The 21,955-nt window shown below is 32.7% G+C and carries 21 protein-coding genes; 6 read left to right on the forward strand and 15 right to left on the reverse strand.

Going from position 1 to position 21,955, the window contains the following annotated elements:
- Positions 1-2 precede the first annotated feature (2 nt).
- Positions 3-608: a DUF4254 domain-containing protein gene (locus GQ47_RS07025; protein WP_035646643.1), complete on the reverse strand. Its 606-nt coding sequence runs from the start codon at positions 606-608 to the stop codon at positions 3-5.
- 111 nt (positions 609-719) lie between these two features.
- Between GQ47_RS07025 and upp the strand changes: the two genes are divergently transcribed.
- Complete coding sequence (upp, locus tag GQ47_RS07030; protein WP_035646646.1) at positions 720-1,373, forward strand: uracil phosphoribosyltransferase; 654 nt, start codon at positions 720-722, stop codon at positions 1,371-1,373.
- Here upp and GQ47_RS07035 read toward each other — a convergent pair.
- Positions 1,368-2,297 carry a DUF6427 family protein gene (locus GQ47_RS07035; protein ID WP_035646648.1) on the reverse strand — a complete coding sequence of 310 codons (930 nt, stop codon included), beginning with the start codon at positions 2,295-2,297 and terminating at the stop codon, positions 1,368-1,370. The genes upp and GQ47_RS07035 overlap by 6 nt on opposite strands.
- A 143-nt stretch (positions 2,298-2,440) precedes the next feature.
- Between GQ47_RS07035 and GQ47_RS07040 the strand changes: the two genes are divergently transcribed.
- Positions 2,441-2,671: a DUF6341 family protein gene (locus GQ47_RS07040; RefSeq protein ID WP_031453858.1), complete on the forward strand. Its 231-nt coding sequence runs from the start codon at positions 2,441-2,443 to the stop codon at positions 2,669-2,671.
- A 40-nt stretch (positions 2,672-2,711) separates the two neighbouring features.
- On the opposite strand, the gene purD is transcribed toward GQ47_RS07040, so the two are convergent.
- Entirely contained in the window at positions 2,712-3,986 is a 1,275-nt protein-coding gene (purD, locus tag GQ47_RS07045) for a phosphoribosylamine--glycine ligase (protein WP_035646650.1), read from the reverse strand.
- A 135-nt stretch (positions 3,987-4,121) separates the two neighbouring features.
- Here purD and GQ47_RS07050 point away from each other — a divergent pair, with 135 nt between their 5' ends.
- Both GQ47_RS07050 and GQ47_RS07055 read left to right on the forward strand, forming a co-directional pair.
- Positions 4,122-5,432, forward strand: a complete 1,311-nt coding sequence (locus tag GQ47_RS07050) for a phenylacetate--CoA ligase family protein (protein WP_035646653.1) — start codon at positions 4,122-4,124, stop codon at positions 5,430-5,432.
- A gap of 42 nt (positions 5,433-5,474) precedes the next feature.
- Positions 5,475-5,996, forward strand: a complete 522-nt coding sequence (locus GQ47_RS07055; RefSeq protein ID WP_035646656.1) for an ORF6N domain-containing protein — start codon at positions 5,475-5,477, stop codon at positions 5,994-5,996.
- A gap of 130 nt (positions 5,997-6,126) precedes the next feature.
- Here GQ47_RS07055 and GQ47_RS07060 read toward each other — a convergent pair whose 3' ends face one another.
- Positions 6,127-6,894: a glycosyltransferase family 2 protein gene (locus GQ47_RS07060; protein WP_035646887.1), complete on the reverse strand. Its 768-nt coding sequence runs from the start codon at positions 6,892-6,894 to the stop codon at positions 6,127-6,129.
- 73 nt (positions 6,895-6,967) lie between these two features.
- Complete coding sequence (locus GQ47_RS07065) at positions 6,968-7,951, reverse strand: UDP-glucuronic acid decarboxylase family protein (RefSeq protein WP_035646657.1); 984 nt, start codon at positions 7,949-7,951, stop codon at positions 6,968-6,970.
- A 183-nt stretch (positions 7,952-8,134) separates the two neighbouring features.
- Here GQ47_RS07065 and GQ47_RS07070 point away from each other — a divergent pair, with 183 nt between their 5' ends.
- Entirely contained in the window at positions 8,135-9,211 is a 1,077-nt protein-coding gene (locus tag GQ47_RS07070; protein ID WP_035646659.1) for a glycosyltransferase, read from the forward strand.
- On the opposite strand, the gene GQ47_RS07075 is transcribed toward GQ47_RS07070, so the two are convergent.
- The 9 genes from GQ47_RS07075 to GQ47_RS07115 form a co-directional block, all read right to left on the reverse strand.
- Entirely contained in the window at positions 9,180-10,484 is a 1,305-nt protein-coding gene (locus GQ47_RS07075) for an O-antigen ligase family protein (RefSeq protein WP_051951399.1), read from the reverse strand. The two genes, GQ47_RS07070 and GQ47_RS07075, sit on opposite strands and share 32 nt — an antisense overlap.
- Positions 10,456-11,520, reverse strand: a complete 1,065-nt coding sequence (locus GQ47_RS07080) for a hypothetical protein (protein WP_035646660.1) — start codon at positions 11,518-11,520, stop codon at positions 10,456-10,458. The genes GQ47_RS07075 and GQ47_RS07080 overlap by 29 nt, the downstream gene beginning before the upstream one ends.
- A 9-nt stretch (positions 11,521-11,529) precedes the next feature.
- Entirely contained in the window at positions 11,530-12,549 is a 1,020-nt protein-coding gene (locus tag GQ47_RS07085) for a glycosyltransferase family 2 protein (RefSeq protein WP_051951401.1), read from the reverse strand.
- 11 nt (positions 12,550-12,560) lie between these two features.
- On the reverse strand, positions 12,561-13,865 hold the full coding sequence (locus GQ47_RS07090; protein WP_051951415.1) for an oligosaccharide flippase family protein: 1,305 nt from the start codon (positions 13,863-13,865) through the stop codon (positions 12,561-12,563).
- A 4-nt stretch (positions 13,866-13,869) separates the two neighbouring features.
- Complete coding sequence (locus GQ47_RS07095; protein ID WP_035646663.1) at positions 13,870-14,844, reverse strand: hypothetical protein; 975 nt, start codon at positions 14,842-14,844, stop codon at positions 13,870-13,872.
- 8 nt (positions 14,845-14,852) lie between these two features.
- Complete coding sequence (locus GQ47_RS07100; RefSeq protein WP_035646666.1) at positions 14,853-16,532, reverse strand: DUF6909 family protein; 1,680 nt, start codon at positions 16,530-16,532, stop codon at positions 14,853-14,855.
- Between the two features lie 77 nt (positions 16,533-16,609).
- Complete coding sequence (locus tag GQ47_RS07105; RefSeq protein WP_035646667.1) at positions 16,610-17,263, reverse strand: transposase; 654 nt, start codon at positions 17,261-17,263, stop codon at positions 16,610-16,612.
- Between the two features lie 70 nt (positions 17,264-17,333).
- Entirely contained in the window at positions 17,334-18,818 is a 1,485-nt protein-coding gene (locus GQ47_RS07110) for a GH3 auxin-responsive promoter family protein (protein WP_035646670.1), read from the reverse strand.
- Positions 18,819-18,829: 11 nt separating this feature from the next.
- Entirely contained in the window at positions 18,830-19,330 is a 501-nt protein-coding gene (locus GQ47_RS07115; RefSeq protein WP_035646673.1) for a hypothetical protein, read from the reverse strand.
- Between the two features lie 211 nt (positions 19,331-19,541).
- Between GQ47_RS07115 and GQ47_RS07120 the strand changes: the two genes are divergently transcribed.
- Positions 19,542-19,718 (forward strand): Sec-independent protein translocase subunit TatA/TatB, encoded by a 177-nt coding sequence (locus GQ47_RS07120; RefSeq protein ID WP_035646675.1) that lies wholly within the window; start codon positions 19,542-19,544, stop codon positions 19,716-19,718.
- A gap of 76 nt (positions 19,719-19,794) precedes the next feature.
- Here the strand turns inward: GQ47_RS07120 and GQ47_RS07125 are convergent, their stop codons facing one another.
- Positions 19,795-21,918: a Tex family protein gene (locus tag GQ47_RS07125; protein ID WP_035646676.1), complete on the reverse strand. Its 2,124-nt coding sequence runs from the start codon at positions 21,916-21,918 to the stop codon at positions 19,795-19,797.
- Positions 21,919-21,955 lie beyond the last annotated feature (37 nt).

Genomic DNA, 21,955 nt, shown 5'->3' on the forward strand with positions numbered 1-21,955 from the left:
AATTATTTTTTATTTTGATATAAAACAGGATTCAAATCATCGTCGTTGTACATTTTCATTTGTTTGTACACTTTCATGAATTTATCGCCATTTTCGATATCGGTCAATAATTCTTCAATTGCTGTAGATAAATCTGTTCTTTGTTCTAAAAGAATGTTTAATTTTTCCTGACATTTATCTCTATGTTCTTGCGAAGCCTCTGCACGAGTAGCTTCTTCATGCATGTGATAAATTTTTAAAGCCAAAATAGACAATCTGTCAAATGCCCAAGCCGGACTTTCAGAGTTGATTTTTGCACCATCTTTTGCTTGTACAGAACTGTATTTTTGCAAAAAGTAGCTGTCGATATATTCAACCATATCCGTTCTTTCCTGATTTGAAGCATCGATTCTTCTTTTCAAAGTCAATGCTGCAACCGGATCAATTTGCGGATCACGAATAATGTCCTCAAAATGCCATTGAACAGTGTCAATCCAATTTTTTAAATATAATAAATGCTCAAATTTATCCTTTGGATAAGGATTGTTAATGGGCTGATCAACATTATCAAATTGGTGATAATCTTTGATACTTTGTTCGAAAACAGAATATGCTAATTTTGAAAACATGTCTTTAATTATTAGAGACACAAAGATACTTTTTATACTTTTATGGTGTGAAAAAAACTATTATTTTTTCATTTTTGCGTTAAAAACAATCAATAATTTTAAAAATTACATATGAAAATTCATTATATATCTGAAAATAACAGCGTACTGAATCATTTTTTAGGCCAGATCAGAAATGTAAATGTTCAGAACGACAGCATGCGTTTTCGAAGAAATATTGAGCGAATTGGAGAAATTATGGCGTATGAACTGAGCAAAACTTTACCGTACAAAAACGTCGATATTCAAACACCGTTAGGCATTAAAAAAACAACCGAAATTGCATCTGATATTGTTTTATGTCCGATTTTAAGAGCTGGATTACCACTACATAATGGCTTTTTGAATTATTTTGATCATGCTGAAAACAGCTTCGTTTCGGCCTGTAGATTTCATCCAAATAATGATGATGAATTTGAAATTTTAGTTGAATATCAAGCAATTTCAAATCTCAACAATAAAACTGTATTACTGCTTGATCCCATGTTGGCAACCGGACAATCAATCGTTGCCGTTCACGAAAAATTAATGCAGAATGCCACTCCGGCCGAGTTTCATATTGTTGTTGTTATCGCTGCTCCGGAAGGTGTTGCACACTTAGAAAAAAATCTTCCTGACAATTGCCATTTATGGGTTGCAGCTCTTGACGAAAAACTAAATGAGAAAAACTACATTGTTCCCGGACTTGGCGACGCCGGAGATCTTGCCTATGGAAGCAAATTATAATTGAGAGAAAAAAGTAAATAAACTGCAGCAAATAAGAACATAAAATACAATTTCGTTGTTTAATTTTTGCTGCATATATTCTACATGGCTCGATGCCATAAGAGTTAATGGCGTAATGCTAAACAACAGTAAATCATTGCTTTTGTTAGGTGAAAGAATAAAAACAAAAGCGGCAATAAAAAAACAAGCCACGATTTTTTTATACGAAGTATGCACAATCTGGGGTCTATTTGATAAAGTCATTAACATTGAAACCACAAAAAATAAAGCTACCGCAACATAAATTGAAAGTGCTCCATTTTCGTAATTATTTTTAAAATAGTCGATACTTAAATCGATTACAGCTCTTTTTTCAACAAATGCAATGGCATCAAAATGAAATAAAAGCGAGACCATTAAAAAGATTAGCGAAACTGCTAAAAGTGCTACAAAAGGCAAAACCCAGTTTCTATAATCGCGTGAAACGTGAAAAATAATGGATATAAAAACCAAAATCAGGAAAAGAATACACCAAAATTGAAACAAAGATGCTATTAAAATCCAAAAAGAAGCATCAAATATTTTTTCTTTAGAAGATTTTAAAGACTGCAACGAAATTAATCTTCGAAGTGCCAGAAGCAGAAAAAAATTGGCATAAATAACATTCGAATCGTTAAATATCGTCGGGAAAAATAAGATAAACAGCAAGTAGAAAAAAATCGCGTATCCGTTGTCTTTGCTGAGTCCGTTCTTTTTTGCAATGAAATTAATCAGGAAAAAAGAAGCCAAAACAAAGCACAGCAAACTTACTTTTTGGAATCCCAAAAAATAATTAGTAATCCAAGATGGATCCTGAATTTGAAACAGAAAAAAGAAAACCAGTATTAAAATTACAACCAAAGAATAATTTAATGGTGTAGATTTTTTAAAAACACTTGTTATCATAAGGATATTTTATACTTTTGTGATTGTAAAGATAATACTTGTTTAAAATGAAAAACCGAACAAGTTGAAAAAAAGATTCGATTAATCGAATTTTGTCTTCAAAGCATTACACAACAATAAATAACATATAATTTTAAAAAATTATGACAGCTTTTTTTGAAGGAATACAATACTTATTCGTTAACATTTTGTTTGCTCCTCTTGACTTTTTACGTCGTTTGGAATTAATTACATGGTTTGGTGCAAACACTATTAACTGGATTTTCATGATCATCTGTTCATGTGCAATCGTTTATTGGATTAAACAATTACGCATTTTTGATGACGCTGGTACAGAAAACCAAGATACAACAGCTCATTCATTTTTAAAATAATAAACCAAACCCTTTACTTAAAAAGGGCTGGCGATATTTTTTAAATTAAATCGAAGCCGATATCTTTCCTAAAATACATCTTATCAAAGCTTAGTTTATCTATGTTTTGGTAAGATTTTTTTATGGCCTCCTGGAAATTATCTCCATAAGAAGTCACAGCAATTACACGTCCTCCATTAGTAACGACATTTTCGCCATCTAATTTTGTTCCTGCATGAAAAACTATCGAATCTGTAACATTTTCTAATCCAGAAATTACTTTTCCTTTTTCAAAATCTTCAGGATATCCGCCAGAAACAACCATTACAGTCGTTGCGCTTCTTGGATCAACTTCTAAATTAAAGTCTCCTAATTTCTGATCTGCGACAGATAAAAACAATTCAACTAAATCAGATTTTAATCTTGGAACCACAACTTCAGTTTCCGGATCTCCCATTCTTACGTTGTATTCAATAACGATTGGTTCTCCTTTTACATTTATTAAACCAATAAATACAAAACCTTTATATTCGATTCCGTCTTTTTGGAAACCTTCAATTGTTGGCTTTACAATACGAGTTTCAATTTTTTCCATCAAAACAGCGTCTACGTACGGAACTGGAGAAACTGCTCCCATTCCACCTGTGTTTAAACCTGTATCGCCTTCACCAATACGTTTATAATCTTTTGCAGTTGGAAGAATTTTATAGTTTTTTCCGTCAGTCAAAACGAAACAGCTTAATTCGATTCCGTCCAAAAATTCCTCGATAACAACTTTTGCACTTGCTGTTCCGAATTTTGCATGAACCAGCATATTTCTTAATTCCGTTTTTGCTTCTTCAAGATCCTGAATAATCAAAACACCTTTTCCTGCTGCTAAACCATCTGCCTTTAAAACATATGGTGGCTGTAATGTTTCTAGAAACGCACATCCATTTTCAACTGTTTCAGCAGTAAAACTATCATAAGCAGCTGTTGGAATATTGTGTTTCATCAAGAATTCTTTTGCAAATTCCTTACTTCCTTCTAATTGAGCTCCTAATTTTGAAGGCCCAATAACTGGAATATGTTTTAAACTTTCGTCGTTTTTAAAATAATCATAAATACCTTTTACCAATGGATCTTCTGGTCCTACGACTACTAAACTTATATTTTCTTTAAGTACTAATGCTTTTACAGCTTCAAAATCAGTTGCAGATATTGCAACATTTTCAGCGATTGCAGCAGTTCCTGCATTTCCAGGCACTACAAAAAGTTTTTCGCAAAGCGGACTCTGAGTCATTTTCCACGCAAATGCATGCTCTCTTCCGCCTGATCCCAATAATAAAATTGTCATGGTGTTGTTGTATTTAGTTGTGGTGCAAAAATACTTGCTTTTGCACGTAAAAAATAATTAAATCTTCAAAAAATTGTTGGTTCTGCCCTGTTAGTAATTCCTAAACATTATTTTTGACGAAAATTATCCCGAAAAATGATTCGTCTTTTTGATCTTTCGCTTCAGTTAAATGGTTTTCCGGTAAAGAAGGCCAAAGCCGAATTGGATCAAATTGTTCATTTTTCTGAAGAAGAATTTACTCTGTTTCTCGAAAGTAAAAAGAAGGAAATTGTTGATTTTCATCTTAAAAATAATTCTTTTTATAAAGAATTGGCCGGAAATGCAACTTCTGAAAATTGGGAAAACCTTCCGATTTTAAACAAGCAAAATCTTCAAAAACCTCTCGAAGAAAGGCTTTCAAACGGATTTTCAAAAAAAAACATTTACCTCAACAAAACCTCTGGATCAAGTGGAACTCCTTTTGTTTTTGCAAAAGACAAATATTCGCACGCCTTAACCTGGGCATCAAATATTATGCGTTTTGGCTGGTTTGAGATTGATTTTAATCATTCGTATCAGGCACGTTTTTACGGCATTCCGATGGATTTTATTGGATACCAAAAAGAACGTTTCAAAGATTTTTTAACACACCGTTTTCGTTTTCCGGTTTTTGATTTATCTGATGAAATTCTGGAAAAATTTCTGAAGAAATTCAAAACAAAAAAATTCGATTACATCAACGGATATACAAGTTCTATTGTTTTGTTCGCTAAATTTTTAGAACAGAAAAATATTATTTTAAATGAAATTTGCCCGACTTTAAAAGCTTGTTTTGTCACTTCGGAAATGCTTTTTGAAATGGATAAAAAGCTTTTAGAAAAACAATTCGGAATTCCAATTATAAGTGAATACGGTGCTTCAGAATTGGATTTAATTGCTTTTGAAAATCCTCAAGGCGAATGGCAGGTAAATTCAGAAACGCTGTTCGTGGAAATTTTAGATGAAAATAATAATCCTGTTCCACATGGAACAGAAGGAAAAATTGTGATTACATCTTTATTCAACAAAGCAAATCCTTTCATCAGATATGAGATTGGCGATATTGGAATTTTAGACGAAAAAAGTACGCCTCAAAAACCAATTCTAAAAAAACTAATTGGAAGAACCAACGACGTTGCGATTCTTCCAAGCGGAAAAAAATCGCCAGGTTTGACGTTCTATTATGTAACCAAAAGCATCATTGAAGATGACGGAAACGTAAAAGAATTTATCATCAAACAAACCAAAATTGATACTTTTGAAATTGAATATATTGCTGATACAGAATTAGTTTCAGAACAAATTCAAAAAATAAAAGAAGCTATCAATTTATATTTAGAACCCAATTTAAACTTCACTTTTACAAGAAAAACTGTCTTAGAAAGAACCAATCGCGGGAAACTAAAACAGTTTAAATCGTATTTATAAATATAAATAAAATCTTACATTTGTTTTCTCAATTAAAAACTTATGGAAGATCAATCTTTACTATCTGAAGAAACAATTTCTAATAAAATATATTTTATTCGTGGCCAAAAAGTGATGCTTGATTTTGACCTTGCAAATTTATATGAAGTTGAAACAAGAAGATTAAACGAGCAAGTAAAAAGAAACATATCTCGCTTTCCCTCTGATTTTATGTTTCAGCTCACTGAAGCCGAATTACAAAACTTGATGTCGCAAATTGCGACATCAAGTTGGGGAGGAATTAGAAAACTACCTTTTGCCTTTACTGAACATGGTGTATTAATGTTATCTAGTATCCTAAAAAGCGACAAAGCCATCCAAACCAATATTCAAATTATGAGGATTTTCACGAAAGTGAGACAAATGCTTCTAGATACAACAGAAATTAAAGTTGATATTCTGCAGATTCAGAAGAAGTTAGAAAATCATGATAAAAATATTGAATTGGTATTTTCTTATTTGGATGAATTGACTGAAAAGAAAGAAAATGAGTCTGAACGAGTAAAGATTGGCTATAAAAAATAACTCTTTAAGGTCACAGATTGTGACCTTAGAAATCGAAACGTATTATTAAAAAAAATTGGAGGTCACAATTTGTGACCTCCAATTTTAAGTGAAATTCTTCAAGGTCGCAAATTGCGACCTTGAAAAAACATTAAACTTTCTTTATATACTTTGGTTTAATTATCAATTGAGTAAACAAAAACCTAATCATCAATAAAACAGAATAAACAAGATTATATCCGTGGAATTCTCTGTAAACACCAAAATTGTGTTTGATTAATTTAAATTTTGAAGAAGAAACAGAGTCTTTTCTAATTCTGTAAAATGCCAAAGGTTCTGGAACTGGTTTGGCTATTTTAATTTGTTTTAAAATCGTTAACCAAATTCTCCAATCTTGACGTTTTTGTGTAGTTTCAAGAATAATTTTTCCGAAATAATCGGCATCATAAATGGCGGTTAAATTTCCAACATAATTACAGAAAAATAATTCTTTATATGTTAACGGATTTGGTGATTCAACCCTTCTATTTAAATCATTTCCTTCTTCATCAATTGAATCATAAAAACTAAAAGTAAAATGCAGGTTATTCGTTTTTAAAAATTCAATTTGTTTTTCCAATTTCTCAGGAAACCATAAATCATCGGCGTCTAAATAAGCAATATATTTTCCTGTAGCTTTTTCTAAAGCGGTATTTCTGGCAAAACCATTTCCTCTATTTTCAGGTGATTTAAAGAGTTTTATTCGGCTGTCTTTTTGCGCAAATTCTTCAATAATTGCAACCGTATTATCCGTTGATGCATCATCCGCCAAAATCATTTCCCAGTTTGTATAGGTTTGATTTTGAACTGATTCAATTGTTAATCGAATGAACTTTTCAGTATTATATGTTGGTACAATAATAGAAACTAATTCGCTCATTGATGCTGATTTTTTTTGGAATTGAATTAAAAAACAGCCCGAATTCAATTGAAAATTCGAGCTGTGTGAAGTGTTATTTTATATAGCTTGAAAAGTCTTTGTGTTCTTCTTTAGCAAGTTCTTCAGGAGATAATGATTTGAAATATTCATAGGTAATTTTCATTCCTTCTGCTCTGTTTACTTTTGCTTCCCAACCAAGCAATTCTTTTGCTTTTGTAGTATCTGGCTGACGCTGTAAAGGATCGTTTATTGGCAACGGGTGATAAACCACTTTCTGGTTTGTTCCTGTCAATTTAATGATTTCTTCTGCAAAATCTTTGATTGTAATTTCGTCTGGATTTCCAATGTTTACTGGATAAACATAATCTGAATGCAGTAAACGGAAAATACCTTCAACCTGATCATCAACGTAACAGAAAGAACGTGTTTGCATTCCGTCACCAAAAATCGTTAAATCTTCGCCGCGTAAAGCCTGACCAATAAAAGCCGGAATTACACGTCCGTCATTTAATCGCATTCTTGGTCCGTAAGTATTAAAAATACGTACGATTCTGGTTTCTACACCATGAAAAGTATGATACGCCATTGTAATTGATTCCTGAAAACGTTTTGCTTCATCATAAACGCCACGTGGACCAATTGTATTTACGTTTCCATAATATTCCTCTGTTTGAGGATGAACTAATGGATCTCCATAAACTTCAGAAGTTGATGCAATCAAAATTCTGGCTTTTTTAACTCTCGCTAAACCTAATAAATTATGCGTTCCCAAAGATCCAACTTTCAACGTCTGAATCGGGATTTTTAAATAATCTATTGGACTTGCAGGCGATGCAAAATGCAAAATATAATCTAACTCACCCGGAATGTGAACAAACTTGGTAATATCATGATGATAAAATTCGAAGTTTTCTAGCTTGAATAAATGTTCAATATTTTTAAGATCTCCCGTAATCAGGTTATCCATTCCAATAACAAAATAGCCTTCTTTAATGAATCGATCACACAAATGCGATCCTAAAAATCCTGCAGCTCCGGTAATAAGTATTCTTTTCATAATTGATTTTATTGAACATTTCTGAGTTTAATTGTACAGCAAAACTCAAGATAGACGCACAAATGTAATAAAATATCTTTCCTTTCAAATTACACTTCAAACCATATCTTGAAAGAAGTTTTGTGATTTCAGATAATTATTAAACTCATTTATCTATTTTTACCCGCAAATAAAACCACTATTTTGAAAGTTGTACATGTAATTGAGGCGCTGGGCGGCGGCGTTTATACCTATTTTAGAGATTTATCGACTTTCTTTGGAGATGATGAAATAAACCAAAACATAGAAACCACTATTATTTATAGCGGTAATCGAAAAGAAATTGATGCTCAAAAAATCAAATCTGAATTCTCAGATGGCATTAAACTGATCCAGGTTAATATGGTTCGGGAGCTTTCTCCATTTCAGGATTTAAAATCGGCTTACAACTTAACTAAAGAACTGAAAAAAATCAATCCGGATATCATCCATCTTCATTCATCAAAAGCGGGTGTTTTAGGTCGCGTTGCCTATTTTTTCTTATTTAAAAAAAAGAAACTCTATTATACGCCTCACGGATATTCGTTTTTAAGAACTGATATTTCAAGTACTTTCCGAACGATTTATTGGACAATTGAAAAGAATTTTCAGCGTTTCTTTGGCGGAACAATTGTAGCTTGCGGCGATACAGAACAGAAAATCGCTCAAAAATTAGGTCCCGCTAAATTAGTCCGAAACGGAATTGATATCGTTAGTGTACAAGAACATTATAAACCTCATCAAAACGAGAAATTAACGATTGGAATTATGGCCCGAATTACAGCAGCCAGAAATCCCGAAATGTTCAACCAAATTGCTTTAAAATTCCCTGATTTTAATTTTGTATGGATTGGTGACGGCGAATTGAGACATTTAATTACAGCTCCAAACATCAGAATAACGGGCTGGATTTTAGATCGAAAAACGGTTTTAAAAGAACTAAATAATATTGATATTTATATGCAGACTTCTCTTTGGGAAGGATTGCCAATTGCCGTTCTTGAAGCTATGGCATTGCAAAAACCTGTAATTGCCACTAATATAATTGGTAATAAAGATGCTATTTTGCACAACAAAACCGGATTTCTTTTTACTGATATTTCAGAATTGGATGGCTTTTTTGAAACTTTAAAAAATCCTGAAACCAGAACAGAATTTGGTGAAAATGCTTTGGCAAGATGTCACGATTTATTCGACAAAAATCAAAATTTTAAACAGCTTTTGACGCTTTATCAAGAGTAAATTTCTGTTGAAGCCAATAACTTGCAAAGATTGATGACCATAATCCGCTGAAGGCAATTCCGTCAAAGCGGAGCAAAAAATCATCAGTTAGATTTGAAGTGAAAAAAATCAGAAAAAACGAGAGTATCATCGCATTTTTCAAATCGTAACCTAAATAACCAATCGTAAAAATATAAAGCGCTACGACCAAAGGTCCAAGAATTCCGAATTTTAATAAAAAATCCAAAAACTGATTATGTGTCGGAAATTCATATTTGGCTAAAAATTGCTGATTTGTGGCTTTATAATATTTATTTAATTCGGGTTTTCCATCTGATGCTCCAACTCCAAAAGGAAGGTTTTTTACAGACAATTCCCAAGCCGATTTCCATATCGAAATCCTTGTAACCAATGAATTAAAAACCTTAATTTCAGGATGATCTATTTCGTCCAATTTCCCCACTTTATCCATATAGGCAAAAGTTACCGATGAATATTTTTCTTTCATATAAGGATTCTTCTGAACGAATAAAAACAGAATTCCGCCCAATAAAATAACAATCGCAAAACCCGTTAAAACAATCTTTTTCAAATTGAATTTTGATTGGATTTCATAAAAGAAAACAATCAAAAATCCCAGTAAAACATTTATCAAAGCCATTCTCGTATTTACCAAAAGCACAAAGAAAAAGGAAGATAAAAAAACGAATAGCGTACTGATTTTAAATACCAATTTCTTCTGGTTTTTAAAACTTTCAAAAAGAAAATACAACGCACAAACCGATACAAAAGCCAAGTGCATATTCAAAGCCGGGGCATGAATTCCGATACTGTTTGCAAATTGATAACCCATTTCCCATAAATCAATTCGGTTAAGATATTTCTCCACCAAATCTGGAAACAGAATCACAAAACGGATTAAGAAAAAAAACATAATTACCGTTGTTCCAATAACATAAGTCCGAACTATTTTAAGAAAATTGACGCGATGATAATTTCCAATAATAAACAAAGGAAAAATCAATAACGATGTTCTTTTTTCAATAGCCTTTAATCCTTGAGCAAAAGAGTCATTGTTCCAAAAAAGTAGCAATTCTAATAAAATTGGCGAAGCAATACAGGCCATTAAAATAAACTGTTTTTTAGAGTATTTCAGCTTTTTGAAAAACACCAAATTAAATACTACAAACAAAATAATCAGCAAAGAACATGGTTTCCTGAAAATCATCATAGCCGCAATCGCACAAAGAAAAATATGAAATATTTTATTGAAGTTCTTTTCGGAAATGTTCATAATATAATGCAAAATAGATTAAAGGAAAAATCCCAATTTTATGTCGGACAGCCGAACCTAAATCGGGCTCGAAAACGCCTTGGAGGATGAAAAAAGAAAATAAAATGAACATAGTCAAAAGCTCATAACCATATTTTTTTCTTTCTTTTAAACATTTTGAAAAACGAACCAATAAAATGTAAAACACCAAAAGTTGCCAAATTACAAAAACAATAATTTGAGGCGAAAGAATGTGTTTTAAACCGTTTACAGGAAGATTTACAGTAAAAAAACCATAAAAAATTCCGATAGCTTCTCCGTACCAAGTATCTGTTTTTACAGGCGAAGTAATCATCGAATTGGCGTCTCCGGAAACCATTCGGGTGCTGTTCACCACTTCCCTGCTGATTTCAGAAAAATATTTTCCTTTTAAAATTCCGTAGCTCAACGATAGAAAAACGGCAATCAGCAATCCGTAGAAAATTGTGCTTACGGTTTTATTTTTAAAATTGATAAAACTCACTAAATACATTCCGCCCCCAACAACGGGAATCAAAGCAAAATAAGGGCGATATAAAGCTCCAAAAACAATTAAGAGCACTGATGCTATAAAAATGGTTTTCGGGAACGAAAACCGCTCATTTTGGCACAACAAAACAATTACCGCAATAAATAGATATGTTATAAATTCCTTTGATGGCATCGATATGAAAATCGCTATCATAAAAATACCCAAATAGACTAAAATGTTTTTGACATTCAGTTTTTCGAAGTTATCCGGAATCCCGATTTTGTATAAAATATAGATCAATATCGGGAACTGAATTAAGGCAATTATTGGAAAAGGAAGATGCCTGAAACCTATTATTTTATAAAACAAAATAGTCAACGGATAACTCCCGAAATACCCTATTTCATTGTACTTATCATAAATAATAATAGCTGTATCAAAGAAGAATTTTGGAGGCAAAACAAAATAAGCCAGAAATGCCACAACTAAATTAGCTGAAGCAATCAGCAAAAATGCCGCTGTACTTTTTTTGATTAATAATTGCATATTTCTTATTTACTTTGATGCTCTGCGTTTTTTATTCAGGCTTCTTTTTAATCGGTACCCATTCAAAAAGAAAATCAATGTTTTAAAGGACAAAAATTTATAAAATTTCATGACTTTGTCCACTTTTACATTGCGTCCTTTTTTAAGAAGATATTTCCAAGAAATTAAATCGTGCCAAATCTTTTTTTGCGTTTCAGCCGATAAAACATAAAAATCTTTTAGAATTACCACATAATTGCACGCCCAATAATTTTCGATTGCTTTATTTAATGGTTCTGATTGTGTTTTCTGTGAATACAAACCCGCTTTTACCATTTCATAAACATCTTCGATATGTTTTGCACTTACCGTAGTTGTAATCGAACCTTGGCGTGCTTGGCGATACACATAAAATGATTTCGAATAAATACTGAATGTCTTGATACAATGCATCAATTTTCCGCACCATTCTATATCTTCTGATTTTCTTCCGACAGGAAAAAACAATTGATTTTCAATTAAAATGGACCTTTTAATTACTTTATCCCAAGCCGAAGCAACGTATAAATCGTGATAAACTAAGTTTACAATTTCGTCTTCAAATTTCCCATTTTTGTTTTTTATAAATCGCTGATTGTATTTGCAGTGCACATCATTTTTTGAAAAAAAGCGACTTTCCTCATGAATAATAATATCGGGATTTGTCTGAGAAATTAAATTGTTCAAATCTTCCAAAACCTGTTTTCCCTGCCAATAATCATCGCTGTCAGTAAAAATAATATAATCGCCTTTTGCTGATAATAATCCTATATTTCTCGCATCAGACAATCCGCCATTTTCTTTGTTAATCAGGATTATCTGTGGAAATTTTTCCTTGTATTTCTGGCAAATTTCCAACGAAGAATCTGTTGATCCATCATTGATTAAAATTAGTTCAAAGTCAGAAAAACTTTGGCACAAAATACTTTCTAAACATTGTGGCAAATAATCCTCAACGTTATAAACAGGAATAATAATGCTAAAAAGCAAAGTCTCTTTCTGGATGTTCATAGCACAGTTTTTTAATGCAGAAACACTTTTATTTTATCTTTTCGATAAATAACGATTGCCGAAACAAGATTCCAGAAAAAAGAACTTGAAACAAAAGCAATCGCGGCGCCGGTCATTCCGTAAATCGGAATTAAAAATCGGTTCAAAGTAAAATTAATTACAACCGCAATCATTAAAATAACCTGAAAAATATGCTGTCTTCCAGTCATATTCAAATAAACCGAAGCTGTTCCAAATGCCGAACAAATTCCCTGACCAATAATTAAAATTAAAAAAGCCTGCTGAGCCACAACATATTGATGTCCAAAAATGGATAATATATGTTCTGAAAAATAACTAATCAGCACAATAACCGGAAGCGTAATTCCGAAAATTATGCGAGCGCTATGTCTGGAAACTGCTTTTAATTCTATCATTTTATGGCCCGAAAAATATTCTGCAATTTTGGCTGAAACCGTAATATTTATAGAAACGATTATAATGGAAATTATCGTCATTATTTTAACTCCAACCGAATAAAAAGCAACGGTTTCATCGTTTCGATATTTCTTCAAAAACATAATATCAAAACACATTAATAAAAACAACGCCATTGCACTGATTGCAATTGGATATGATTTTAAAAACACTTCCTTATGCGAAAATTTTTCAGCTGTTTTTAAACATTCTGTTTTTCTAAAATAGATAAAAACAAAAAGCGAGCTCAATACTGCTAGAAAAACAAATCCAAATAGAAAAATATCAACCAAATACTCTTCTTCGTGCCAATAAAACAAAATAACAGAACCGATAATCAATGGAACATATTTGATAATATTCCGAAATAATTCGGCTACATATAATTTATCTAAAGCTCTGAAAACCTCAGTATTTAATGTCGAAATTCCGGAGAAAAACAACGTTGCCGCTGCTTTTAAAAGTATCGAATATACATCAGAATCAGCAAAATAGTTGTTAATCGTTTCTTTGCTGATAATTGCAATAATCAGCAAAACCAGCAACGAGGTGCAAAAAAGCATTAGAACCATTTTTGCATATATCTTTGTTAATTCTTCGAGCGCATTTTGGCTTGCTAATTTTCCTTTAAAATACAAAATCGACTGATCAAAGCCGAGCAAGCAAATACTTCCGATCGATAATAGAAATGAACGCACAAAATCGTACTGTCCAACTAATTTTGGGCTATAGGTTTTGGTAAGAAAAACGGTAAATCCAAACAACAATAATGCTCCAAAAACACGTAGCGATAAAGTGCTGAAAATTTGTTTTAAAAACAGATTTTTCGAAATCCTTTCTAATATAGCGTTGGTTTTCAATTTTTTAAAGTTGGTTTTCCTTTGAAAGCGCAAGCTGTTTGCGATAAAAATTCAAAAACAGACTTACCAGAGCAAAAACAAAAATAAAGACAAATGGAAGAATCACTTTTAGATTTCCATTCACTATTTTATTTTCATTTATATTCAGCGTCGAGTTGATCTCTTTGATTGTTTTATCAAAAGTGATTAATTTAAATCTGTTTTTTCCCTGCTCGAGAATCAGTTTTTGTTTGGTTTTAAGAATGTCGTTCAATTGCAGATTTTCATTATAATAAACCACTTTATCACTTTTTGATTTGCTCGAAAGGCCTTTTAAAACCTGATCTATTTGCGCAATTATAGTATCATTTTGGGCAATTTCTTTTTCAAGATTTTTATATCCAATTTTTTGAATCGCGTCAAAATAAGCCGAATTGTTCAAATATTTCAACAACGGTTCAATCACTTGTTTTTCGCTTATTTCTTCATTTGAAATAAAAGTAATTGTATGATACGTATAATTTTTGCTGGTTACATTGTCTTCTAAAACCTTTTTTACGTCGCCAACCTCAGCCATTAATTTAATCAGTTCCAGATTTTGTTCCTTGTCTTCAATAAATTTGTAAACATCGGCAACAGGTTTAATTTCAATTCTTTTGATTGCATTTCGGTCAGGAATTCCCATCTGTGATAAAAAATCAACATCGCCTGCTGCAATTTTAGCCTGAATCAAATCAATTTTGGCATACAAATAATCGACACTTTCAAAATTTGGTGCAACAACAACCTCATTCTTAAATGTTTTTTTATTCGAATCTAAATAAAATCCAAGAGCAACCCCAAGTACAATCAAAATCAGAACTGTAATCCAGTTTCGGATAAAAAACTGAATTGTTCTAAAAATTGATCTGCTAACACGATCAAAAAAACCGCCAATGCTTTTTGAAAGCTGAAAAATATCAATTTCCTGATCTGTATTCTGGGGTACTTTTGTACTCATTTATTCGTTTATTTTACGTTGAAAATTTGTTCCAAAATTTTAATAGTAATCAAATACGTTGGTTTTACGCCGGTTGTTCCTAATCCGCCTGAAGCCAATGTACTTCCGGTTTCCAAAGGATTATCTGATGCATAATAAGCATAACGCACTTTAATGTCGTGCGGCACGCTTTTTCTAATTTTAGATGCCGACTGAATTGCTTTTTGGTAATATGATCCTTCCATTTCAAGACCAATTACGCCCCAAGTCGATTCGTGGAAAAACTTCAATAAATCTCTGTTTTGCAAAGATGTTCCTAAAACAGTCACCATTGCGCCTTCAAAAATTGCAATGTCATTTCCTTCAAACATAGCACCTGTTAATTCATTTTCGAAGAAATAATTATCAGCCGTTCCTTCATTGATATGTGCTGTAGGAATCATGATATCGCCTTTACCACCTTCCAGAATTCCGGCTTTACCCATAATCGAAACCGATTTTACATTTAATAAAGTTTCTTTTTTAAATGGTTTTAAAAGTTCATCGATGGTTTCATAAGCCTGCTCGCCGAATGCATAATCCATTACGATAATTACCGGTTTTTCTTCACCCACATTTGCATTTGAAAATGCTGTTTTTGACCAATCAATTTTGGCTGTATCAAAAATCTGAACATCGATATTGGTTCCTGATGTATCTGGCAAAGAAATCATTCCGTTTTTAAGTGCTAATTCTTCAACATGACTTCTAATTTCTTTTGAACCTGAACTGCTCAATTCTTCATAAATGTGGAAATCACTTTTCCCTTTATATTTTGACGTCAATAATGGCGTCGCAAAAATCGAGTTCATCACACTGTGCATATTAGCACTGATAACGTGAATTGGACGTTTTAAAAGATCGTTTGCTTTTAAAACTTCCTTGATGTTTGTTGCCCAGATTTCTCCGTGAATATGGTGTCCTAAGCGCTCGCGCAAAACAGGACTGAACGTAATTGTTCGTTTATTGTTTTCAACAATCTCTTCAATTGCTAATTTTCCTAACCAATAAATTACGTGCAAGAAACGATCTGGCGCATTTTCAGAACCAAAAGCATCATAAATATCCAAAACTTCTTCAAATGTTCTCGCTAAAATATTGGCAACATGCGAAATTGCTTTTTCTTTTTCAATCTGCGAAAGCTTTTTTGTTTGCGTAACGGCTTGTTCTAATTTTAGCCAATCGCGAGAAACTTCTCCTCCGTCGTCAATTAAAACTCTGTTTTTGATTTTATGTGATTCTATGAAAATAAAAGTCAAATGCGTCAGAATATCATAAATGTCTGAACGTCCGCGCGTGATTTCGACATTCATTTGTTCTTCGTCGATTCGGTAGCAATTTCTTCTTCTTTTTGGAGGAACAATCGGCTGAAAATGCGATTTTGAATATCCTTCGTCTGAAGTTAAATTGATGAATCGGCATTGTTCAATTCCTATTGGAAGACGTTCTATAACGTATAAAAGTCCGTTTAATTCTACTTTTTCTTCGGCGATATTTCCGTAAATTTCCGGACGCAATGCCAATAATGATTCTCTTAAACTATCACCAGAAACTCCCATTGGTTTATAAAAACCACGGTTGAATAAATGGCGCATTGTAATGTACATTTTTTCAATAGCCGCAGATGATTCCTGCGCTCTTGATCTTGATATATGTTTGGTTTCTTTCATGCTATTTTATTTTGTAAACTCAAATGTAGGGAAATACAAGGCATGCCTTGTATCTACAATATGATTTTTTTTTAAAATCATATTGATTTTGATTTATCTTCTGTTTTAAATTTATCCTTTGTCCAATTTTCCGGATTTGAAACAATGTAATCAGAAATTCTTTGATAGTCATTATTGCTTCTAATGATATTGTCGTAAAATAATTTTTGCCATTGATGTGGATATCCTAATCTGTTGGCATGTTTGGTTACGGCAGATTTATAGGATCCAACAATTGACGAAATGGTGTTTTTTCCAATATTTTGAAATCGTTGCAAACCTGGTTTTTGAAATGGGTCGGGTGGTGATTGTGACGATGATATCGACGGTACCGACCCCACCGATGGTAGAGACAGGGCATGCCCTGTCTCTACACGCCCTGTCTCTACGTTATCTATATCAATATTGGTCGATTGTTTATCGATAATCAAAATCCCGTGAATATGATTTGGCATGACCACAAAATCACCTAATTCAACATTTTTATGATGTATTGGAATTTGATGCCACAATAGATCAGCAATAATACCAACCTCTGACAAAACCATTTTATTATTTTGAATTTTTCCAAAATAATGTTCTCTGTCTTGTGTACAAATTGTTATAAAATAAGCACCGTTCCAACCATAATCCCACCATTGCGCTCTTATTGAAGAAATGCGATATTTATTTTGAAATTTTTCTTTATTCATAATAACTTAATGCTTCTATCTTTTTTATTCATTAAAAAAGAGGCATTAACTTACAAATATAAATATTTTCCTACTTTAAATTATCCGCAATCTTTCTATCATTCGACAATCTCGGAATTTTATTTTGCCCACCCAATTTTCCTTGTGATTTCATGTATTCTTGAAATCCGTTTTTTGAAACTTTGGTTATAACTACTTTTTGCAAAACATTTCCGGTAATTAAATCGTCGTAATATATATTTTGTTTTCGCATCGAATCGTCAATTGCTTCCGCGAAAATTTCGATGCTATCCGGTTCTCTTTCAAACTCTATTAACCATTCGTGATATGGTAATCCGCTTGACGGTGTAATTTGAGGCGCAACGGTAAATTCGTTAATTACGATATTTGTTCCGGCAGTGGCTTCTTTCATCGCATTTTCAACTTCATTGGCTATAACGTGTTCACCAAAAGCCGAAATATAATGTTTGATACGTCCTGAAACTATGACACGATACGGAGCTAAAGATGTAAACTGAATAGTATCACCAATATTATAACCCCAAAGTCCGGCATTTGTAGAAACGATAAGAGCATAATTTACCCCCAATTCAACTTCTCCAATAGTATATCGTTTTGGGTTTTCGGTAAAAAATTCATCGGCTTTTATGAATTCGTAGAAAATTCCAGAATTCAAAAGTAAAAGCATTCCTTTTTCTTTCTGAGAATCCTGATACGCAAAAAATCCTTCCGAAGCTGGAAACAATTCAATACTATCTACTTTTTTGCCAATCATTTGCTCAAATTTGGCACGATACGGTTCGTAATTTACGCCTCCGTAAATGAACAAATTAAAGTTTTTGAAAATCTCACTGATTTTTTTTCCGCCGCTTTTTTGTTGTAAACGCTCAAAATACATTTGTACCCAAGATGGAATTCCTGAAATTACCGACATATCTTCTTTGATCGTTTCGTCAACAATAGCGTTTACTTTTGTTTCCCAATCATCTATACAATTGGTTTCCCACGACGGCATTCGGTTTTTTTGCAAATATTTAGGAACAAAATGTGCGACGATTCCAGAAAGTCTTCCAAATTTAATTCCATGTTTTTCAGTTAAAATTGGGCTTCCTTGCAGGAAAATCATTTTTCCATCAACAAAATCAGCATTTCCGGTTTCGTGAATATAATGCAGAATCGCATTTCGCGCAGCTTCAACGTGAAAAGGCATTGATTCTTTCGTCAGCGGAATATATTTTGCTCCAGAAGTTGTTCCCGAAGTTTTGGCAAAATAAATCGGTTTTCCTTTCCAAAGAATATCTGCTTCGCCAATTTTGACTTTTTCGATATATGCTTTCAAGTCTTCGTAATCTCGAATCGGAACGTTTTTTTGAAAATCTTCAATCGTTTTTATGTTTCCAAAATCATGATCTTTTCCAAATTCAGTTTCTTTGGCATTTTGAATCAAACTTTTAAAAACTTCCAATTGTGTTGCAACTGGTTTATTTGACCAAGTTTGTGTTTGATTGTATATTTTTCGCGCAAAAATTTTTGCTGCTATCGATTTAATTGACATTTGATATGGTATTATTTTTTGTCGCTTTTCTTTTTCTTGGTTTTGTTTTCGCCCGATTCTTTCTCTATTTTGGCAACATCTTCTCTGAGTTTTATTTCTTCTTCAGAAGCTTTCATATTGAGTTCACCTGGTTCGTCAACTTCTGCCAAAATGGAATCTTTATTGAATTTTGCATAATCCAGTTCGCCTCTCAAAACTTTCTGAACACCTTGTAAATAGGCTTCATTTTTCTTTAGCGCAGTTTCTAATGAATCTGATTTTATGGCCAATTTAGTCGCATTTCGTTTCAATTCAGTCGAAGAATAACCCGGAATAAATTCGCGCAATGGTGTAAATGCGATAATAAAAGTGGTTACTAAAATTAAAAATATTCCACCTAAAGTAAACGTAACAAAGACATTCATTAACGTTAGCCGAAATGAAAAAATCTCTTCAAATGTGTTTTCATTCAAAATTACCAATCGGTTTTTGATGAATAATTTTTTTCTGAAATCAAATTTTTTCTTCGTCATTTTAGATGATTATATGAGCAAATATAGCAATTAATAGTATTGATGGCGGTGAAGAAAAAACGACAAATAATGTAATTTTATTATTTTATAAAATATTTAACGCGGTAAGAAACAAATATTTTAATCCAAAATCTCTTGTTGTTCGTATATTCTATATACCTTTGCGGTGAAAATAAAAAATAAATTTGCTTCGGCATTAAATATAATAGTCATGGGAAGATTAGGTCTTACAGAAATCCTTGTTATCGTAGGTATTGTGATATTACTTTTTGGAGGTAAAAAAATTCCAGAATTAATGAAAGGTTTAGGAAGTGGAATTAAGGAATTTAAAAACGCTGCTAAAGACGATCAACCTGCTGCTTCTAAAAAAGAAGAAGAAACAAAATAAGAAATTAAAACGTATTAAAAATCCCAGATTACAAACTGTAGTCTGGGATTTTTTTATTTTATTTCTATTTGATTTTTTACAAAACCATCGTTAACTGAATTCTCTTTCTATCCTCATCAACTTCAGTAACCTTCACGTCAACATGCTGATGTAATTTCACCACTTCGTTTACATCACTCACAAATCCGGCTTTTAACTGAGAAATGTGAACCAAACCACTTTCTTTGATTCCAATGTCAACAAAACAACCGAAGTTGGTGATGTTATTAACAATTCCTGGTAAAATCATTCCGATTTTTACATCTTTAATCGATTTTACGTTTGCATCAAATTCAAAAACCTTAGCCGACTTTCTTGGGTCTAATCCAGGCTTTTCAAGCTCTTTAATGATGTCTTTTAATGTTAGTAAACCAATTTCAGGTGTAATATACTTTTCAGGCTTAATAAGCGCAGTTTTCTCTTTGTTTGCAATTAAGTCGTTTAGAGAAATGTTCAAATCTTTCGCCATCTTTTCAACAACCGGATAAGCTTCTGGATGCACTGCCGAATTATCCAACGGATTTTTAGCATTTGTAATTCTGATAAACGCTGCGCCTTGCTGATAGGCTTTATCGCCCAAACGCGGTACTTTTTTTAACTGTTTTCTGTCTTCGAAAGGTCCGTTTTCAGAACGGTATTGTACAATATTTTCAGCAAGCTTCTCTCCTATTCCACTCACATAACTTAGTAAATGTTTACTTGCGGTGTTGATATTAATTCCAACCGAGTTTACGCAGCGAATTACAGTACTGTCAAGTTCTTCTTTTAGTTTCGTTTGATCAACATCATGTTGATATTGTCCAACTCCAATGGCTTTTGGATCAATTTTTACCAATTCGGCCAAAGGATCTGAAAGTCGTCTTCCAATAGAAACCGAACCACGAACCGTTACATCATAATTAGGAAATTCTTCTCTAGCGATTTTTGAAGCCGAATAAACCGAAGCTCCAGCTTCAGAAACAATAAAAACCTGAATCGGTTTGTCGAATGCGATTTTCTTAATGAAAAATTCCGTTTCTCTTGAAGCTGTTCCGTTTCCAATAGAAATAGCATCAATTTGATACGCATTTACCATTGAACGGATTTTCTTGATCGCCATTGATTCCTCATTTTGAGGCGCGTGTGGATAAATAGTTTCATTGTATAATAAATCGCCTTTTTCATCCAAACAAACTACTTTACAACCGCTTCTAAATCCTGGATCGATTGCCAAAATTCGTTTTTCTCCCAAAGGCGGAGCCAATAATAACTGTCCTAAATTGTTTGCAAAAACTTGGATTGAATTAGCATCAGCTTTTGCTTTTGCTTCCTGCAAAGTTTCATTTCCAATTGCCGGATTCAATAAACGTTTATAACTATCCTCAATCGCTAATTGCAAATGAGCTGTTGTATTATTTTGTTTTTTTATGATGATTTCATCAATAACATCGTAAGCGTCATCGATATCAACATCGATTTTCATTTTGATAAAACCTTCATTTTCTGCACGAAGCATGGCCAATAAACGGTGCGCTGGCGCTTTTGTCAACGATTCTTCCCAATCAAAATACTGACTGAATTTTTGGGCTCCTTCTTCTTCGGCTTTCTTTTTAACAACTTTTGTCGCAATAGTTGCTTTTCGCTGATATAATCTACGAAGCTGTTTACGAACATAAATGTTTTCGTTAATCCATTCCGCTACAATATCTCTTGCACCCTGAATTGCCGCTTCTTCATTAATTACATTTTCATTAATGTATTGTGTAGAAAGGAAATCAATATCAACATCACTTTCTGAGATAATCAATTTTGCTAAAGGTTCTAAACCAAATTCGCGCGCAACATCGGCTTTTGTTTTTTTCTTCTTTTTGTATGGAAGGTAGAAATCTTCTATTTCCTGTAAATCAAAACTATCTTCAATTTTTTTCTTCAATTCTGCTGTAAGTGCTTTTTGTTCCTCAATAGATTTAAGAACGGCTTCTTTACGCTTTACAAGTGTATCATAATCCTTTTGCAATTTTGCAATCAGCTCAATTACAGTTTCATCAAGATTTCCAGTTGAGTCTTTTCGGTAACGCGAAATAAACGGAATCGTACAATCTTCTTCTAATAATTTTACTGTGTTTTGAATACTTACTGCCGGCGCCTGAACAGACTTGGCAATGAATTGAATATTAGTCATACTTTTAATGAAATAAATTCTTAATTATAAATTAGCA

Source organism: Flavobacterium sp. ASV13 (assembly GCF_000745775.1).
GTDB lineage: Bacteria > Bacteroidota > Bacteroidia > Flavobacteriales > Flavobacteriaceae > Flavobacterium.

Excerpts from the sequence above, each read along its gene's own strand:
- GQ47_RS07025 (WP_035646643.1), bottom strand. The coding sequence starts at position 608 with ATGTTTTCAAAATTAGCATATTCTGTTTTCGAACAAAGTATCAAAGAT.
- upp (WP_035646646.1), top strand. The coding sequence starts at position 720 with ATGAAAATTCATTATATATCTGAAAATAACAGCGTACTGAATCATTTT.
- GQ47_RS07035 (WP_035646648.1), bottom strand. The coding sequence starts at position 2,297 with ATGATAACAAGTGTTTTTAAAAAATCTACACCATTAAATTATTCTTTG.
- GQ47_RS07040 (WP_031453858.1), top strand. The coding sequence starts at position 2,441 with ATGACAGCTTTTTTTGAAGGAATACAATACTTATTCGTTAACATTTTG.
- purD (WP_035646650.1), bottom strand. The coding sequence starts at position 3,986 with ATGACAATTTTATTATTGGGATCAGGCGGAAGAGAGCATGCATTTGCG.
- GQ47_RS07050 (WP_035646653.1), top strand. The coding sequence starts at position 4,122 with ATGATTCGTCTTTTTGATCTTTCGCTTCAGTTAAATGGTTTTCCGGTA.
- GQ47_RS07055 (WP_035646656.1), top strand. The coding sequence starts at position 5,475 with ATGGAAGATCAATCTTTACTATCTGAAGAAACAATTTCTAATAAAATA.
- GQ47_RS07060 (WP_035646887.1), bottom strand. The coding sequence starts at position 6,894 with ATGAGCGAATTAGTTTCTATTATTGTACCAACATATAATACTGAAAAG.
- GQ47_RS07065 (WP_035646657.1), bottom strand. The coding sequence starts at position 7,951 with ATGAAAAGAATACTTATTACCGGAGCTGCAGGATTTTTAGGATCGCAT.
- GQ47_RS07075 (WP_051951399.1), bottom strand. The coding sequence starts at position 10,484 with ATGAACATTTCCGAAAAGAACTTCAATAAAATATTTCATATTTTTCTT.
- GQ47_RS07080 (WP_035646660.1), bottom strand. The coding sequence starts at position 11,520 with ATGCAATTATTAATCAAAAAAAGTACAGCGGCATTTTTGCTGATTGCT.
- GQ47_RS07085 (WP_051951401.1), bottom strand. The coding sequence starts at position 12,549 with ATGAACATCCAGAAAGAGACTTTGCTTTTTAGCATTATTATTCCTGTT.
- GQ47_RS07095 (WP_035646663.1), bottom strand. The coding sequence starts at position 14,844 with ATGAGTACAAAAGTACCCCAGAATACAGATCAGGAAATTGATATTTTT.
- GQ47_RS07100 (WP_035646666.1), bottom strand. The coding sequence starts at position 16,532 with ATGAAAGAAACCAAACATATATCAAGATCAAGAGCGCAGGAATCATCT.
- GQ47_RS07105 (WP_035646667.1), bottom strand. The coding sequence starts at position 17,263 with ATGAATAAAGAAAAATTTCAAAATAAATATCGCATTTCTTCAATAAGA.
- GQ47_RS07110 (WP_035646670.1), bottom strand. The coding sequence starts at position 18,818 with ATGTCAATTAAATCGATAGCAGCAAAAATTTTTGCGCGAAAAATATAC.
- GQ47_RS07115 (WP_035646673.1), bottom strand. The coding sequence starts at position 19,330 with ATGACGAAGAAAAAATTTGATTTCAGAAAAAAATTATTCATCAAAAAC.
- GQ47_RS07120 (WP_035646675.1), top strand. The coding sequence starts at position 19,542 with ATGGGAAGATTAGGTCTTACAGAAATCCTTGTTATCGTAGGTATTGTG.
- GQ47_RS07125 (WP_035646676.1), bottom strand. The coding sequence starts at position 21,918 with ATGACTAATATTCAATTCATTGCCAAGTCTGTTCAGGCGCCGGCAGTA.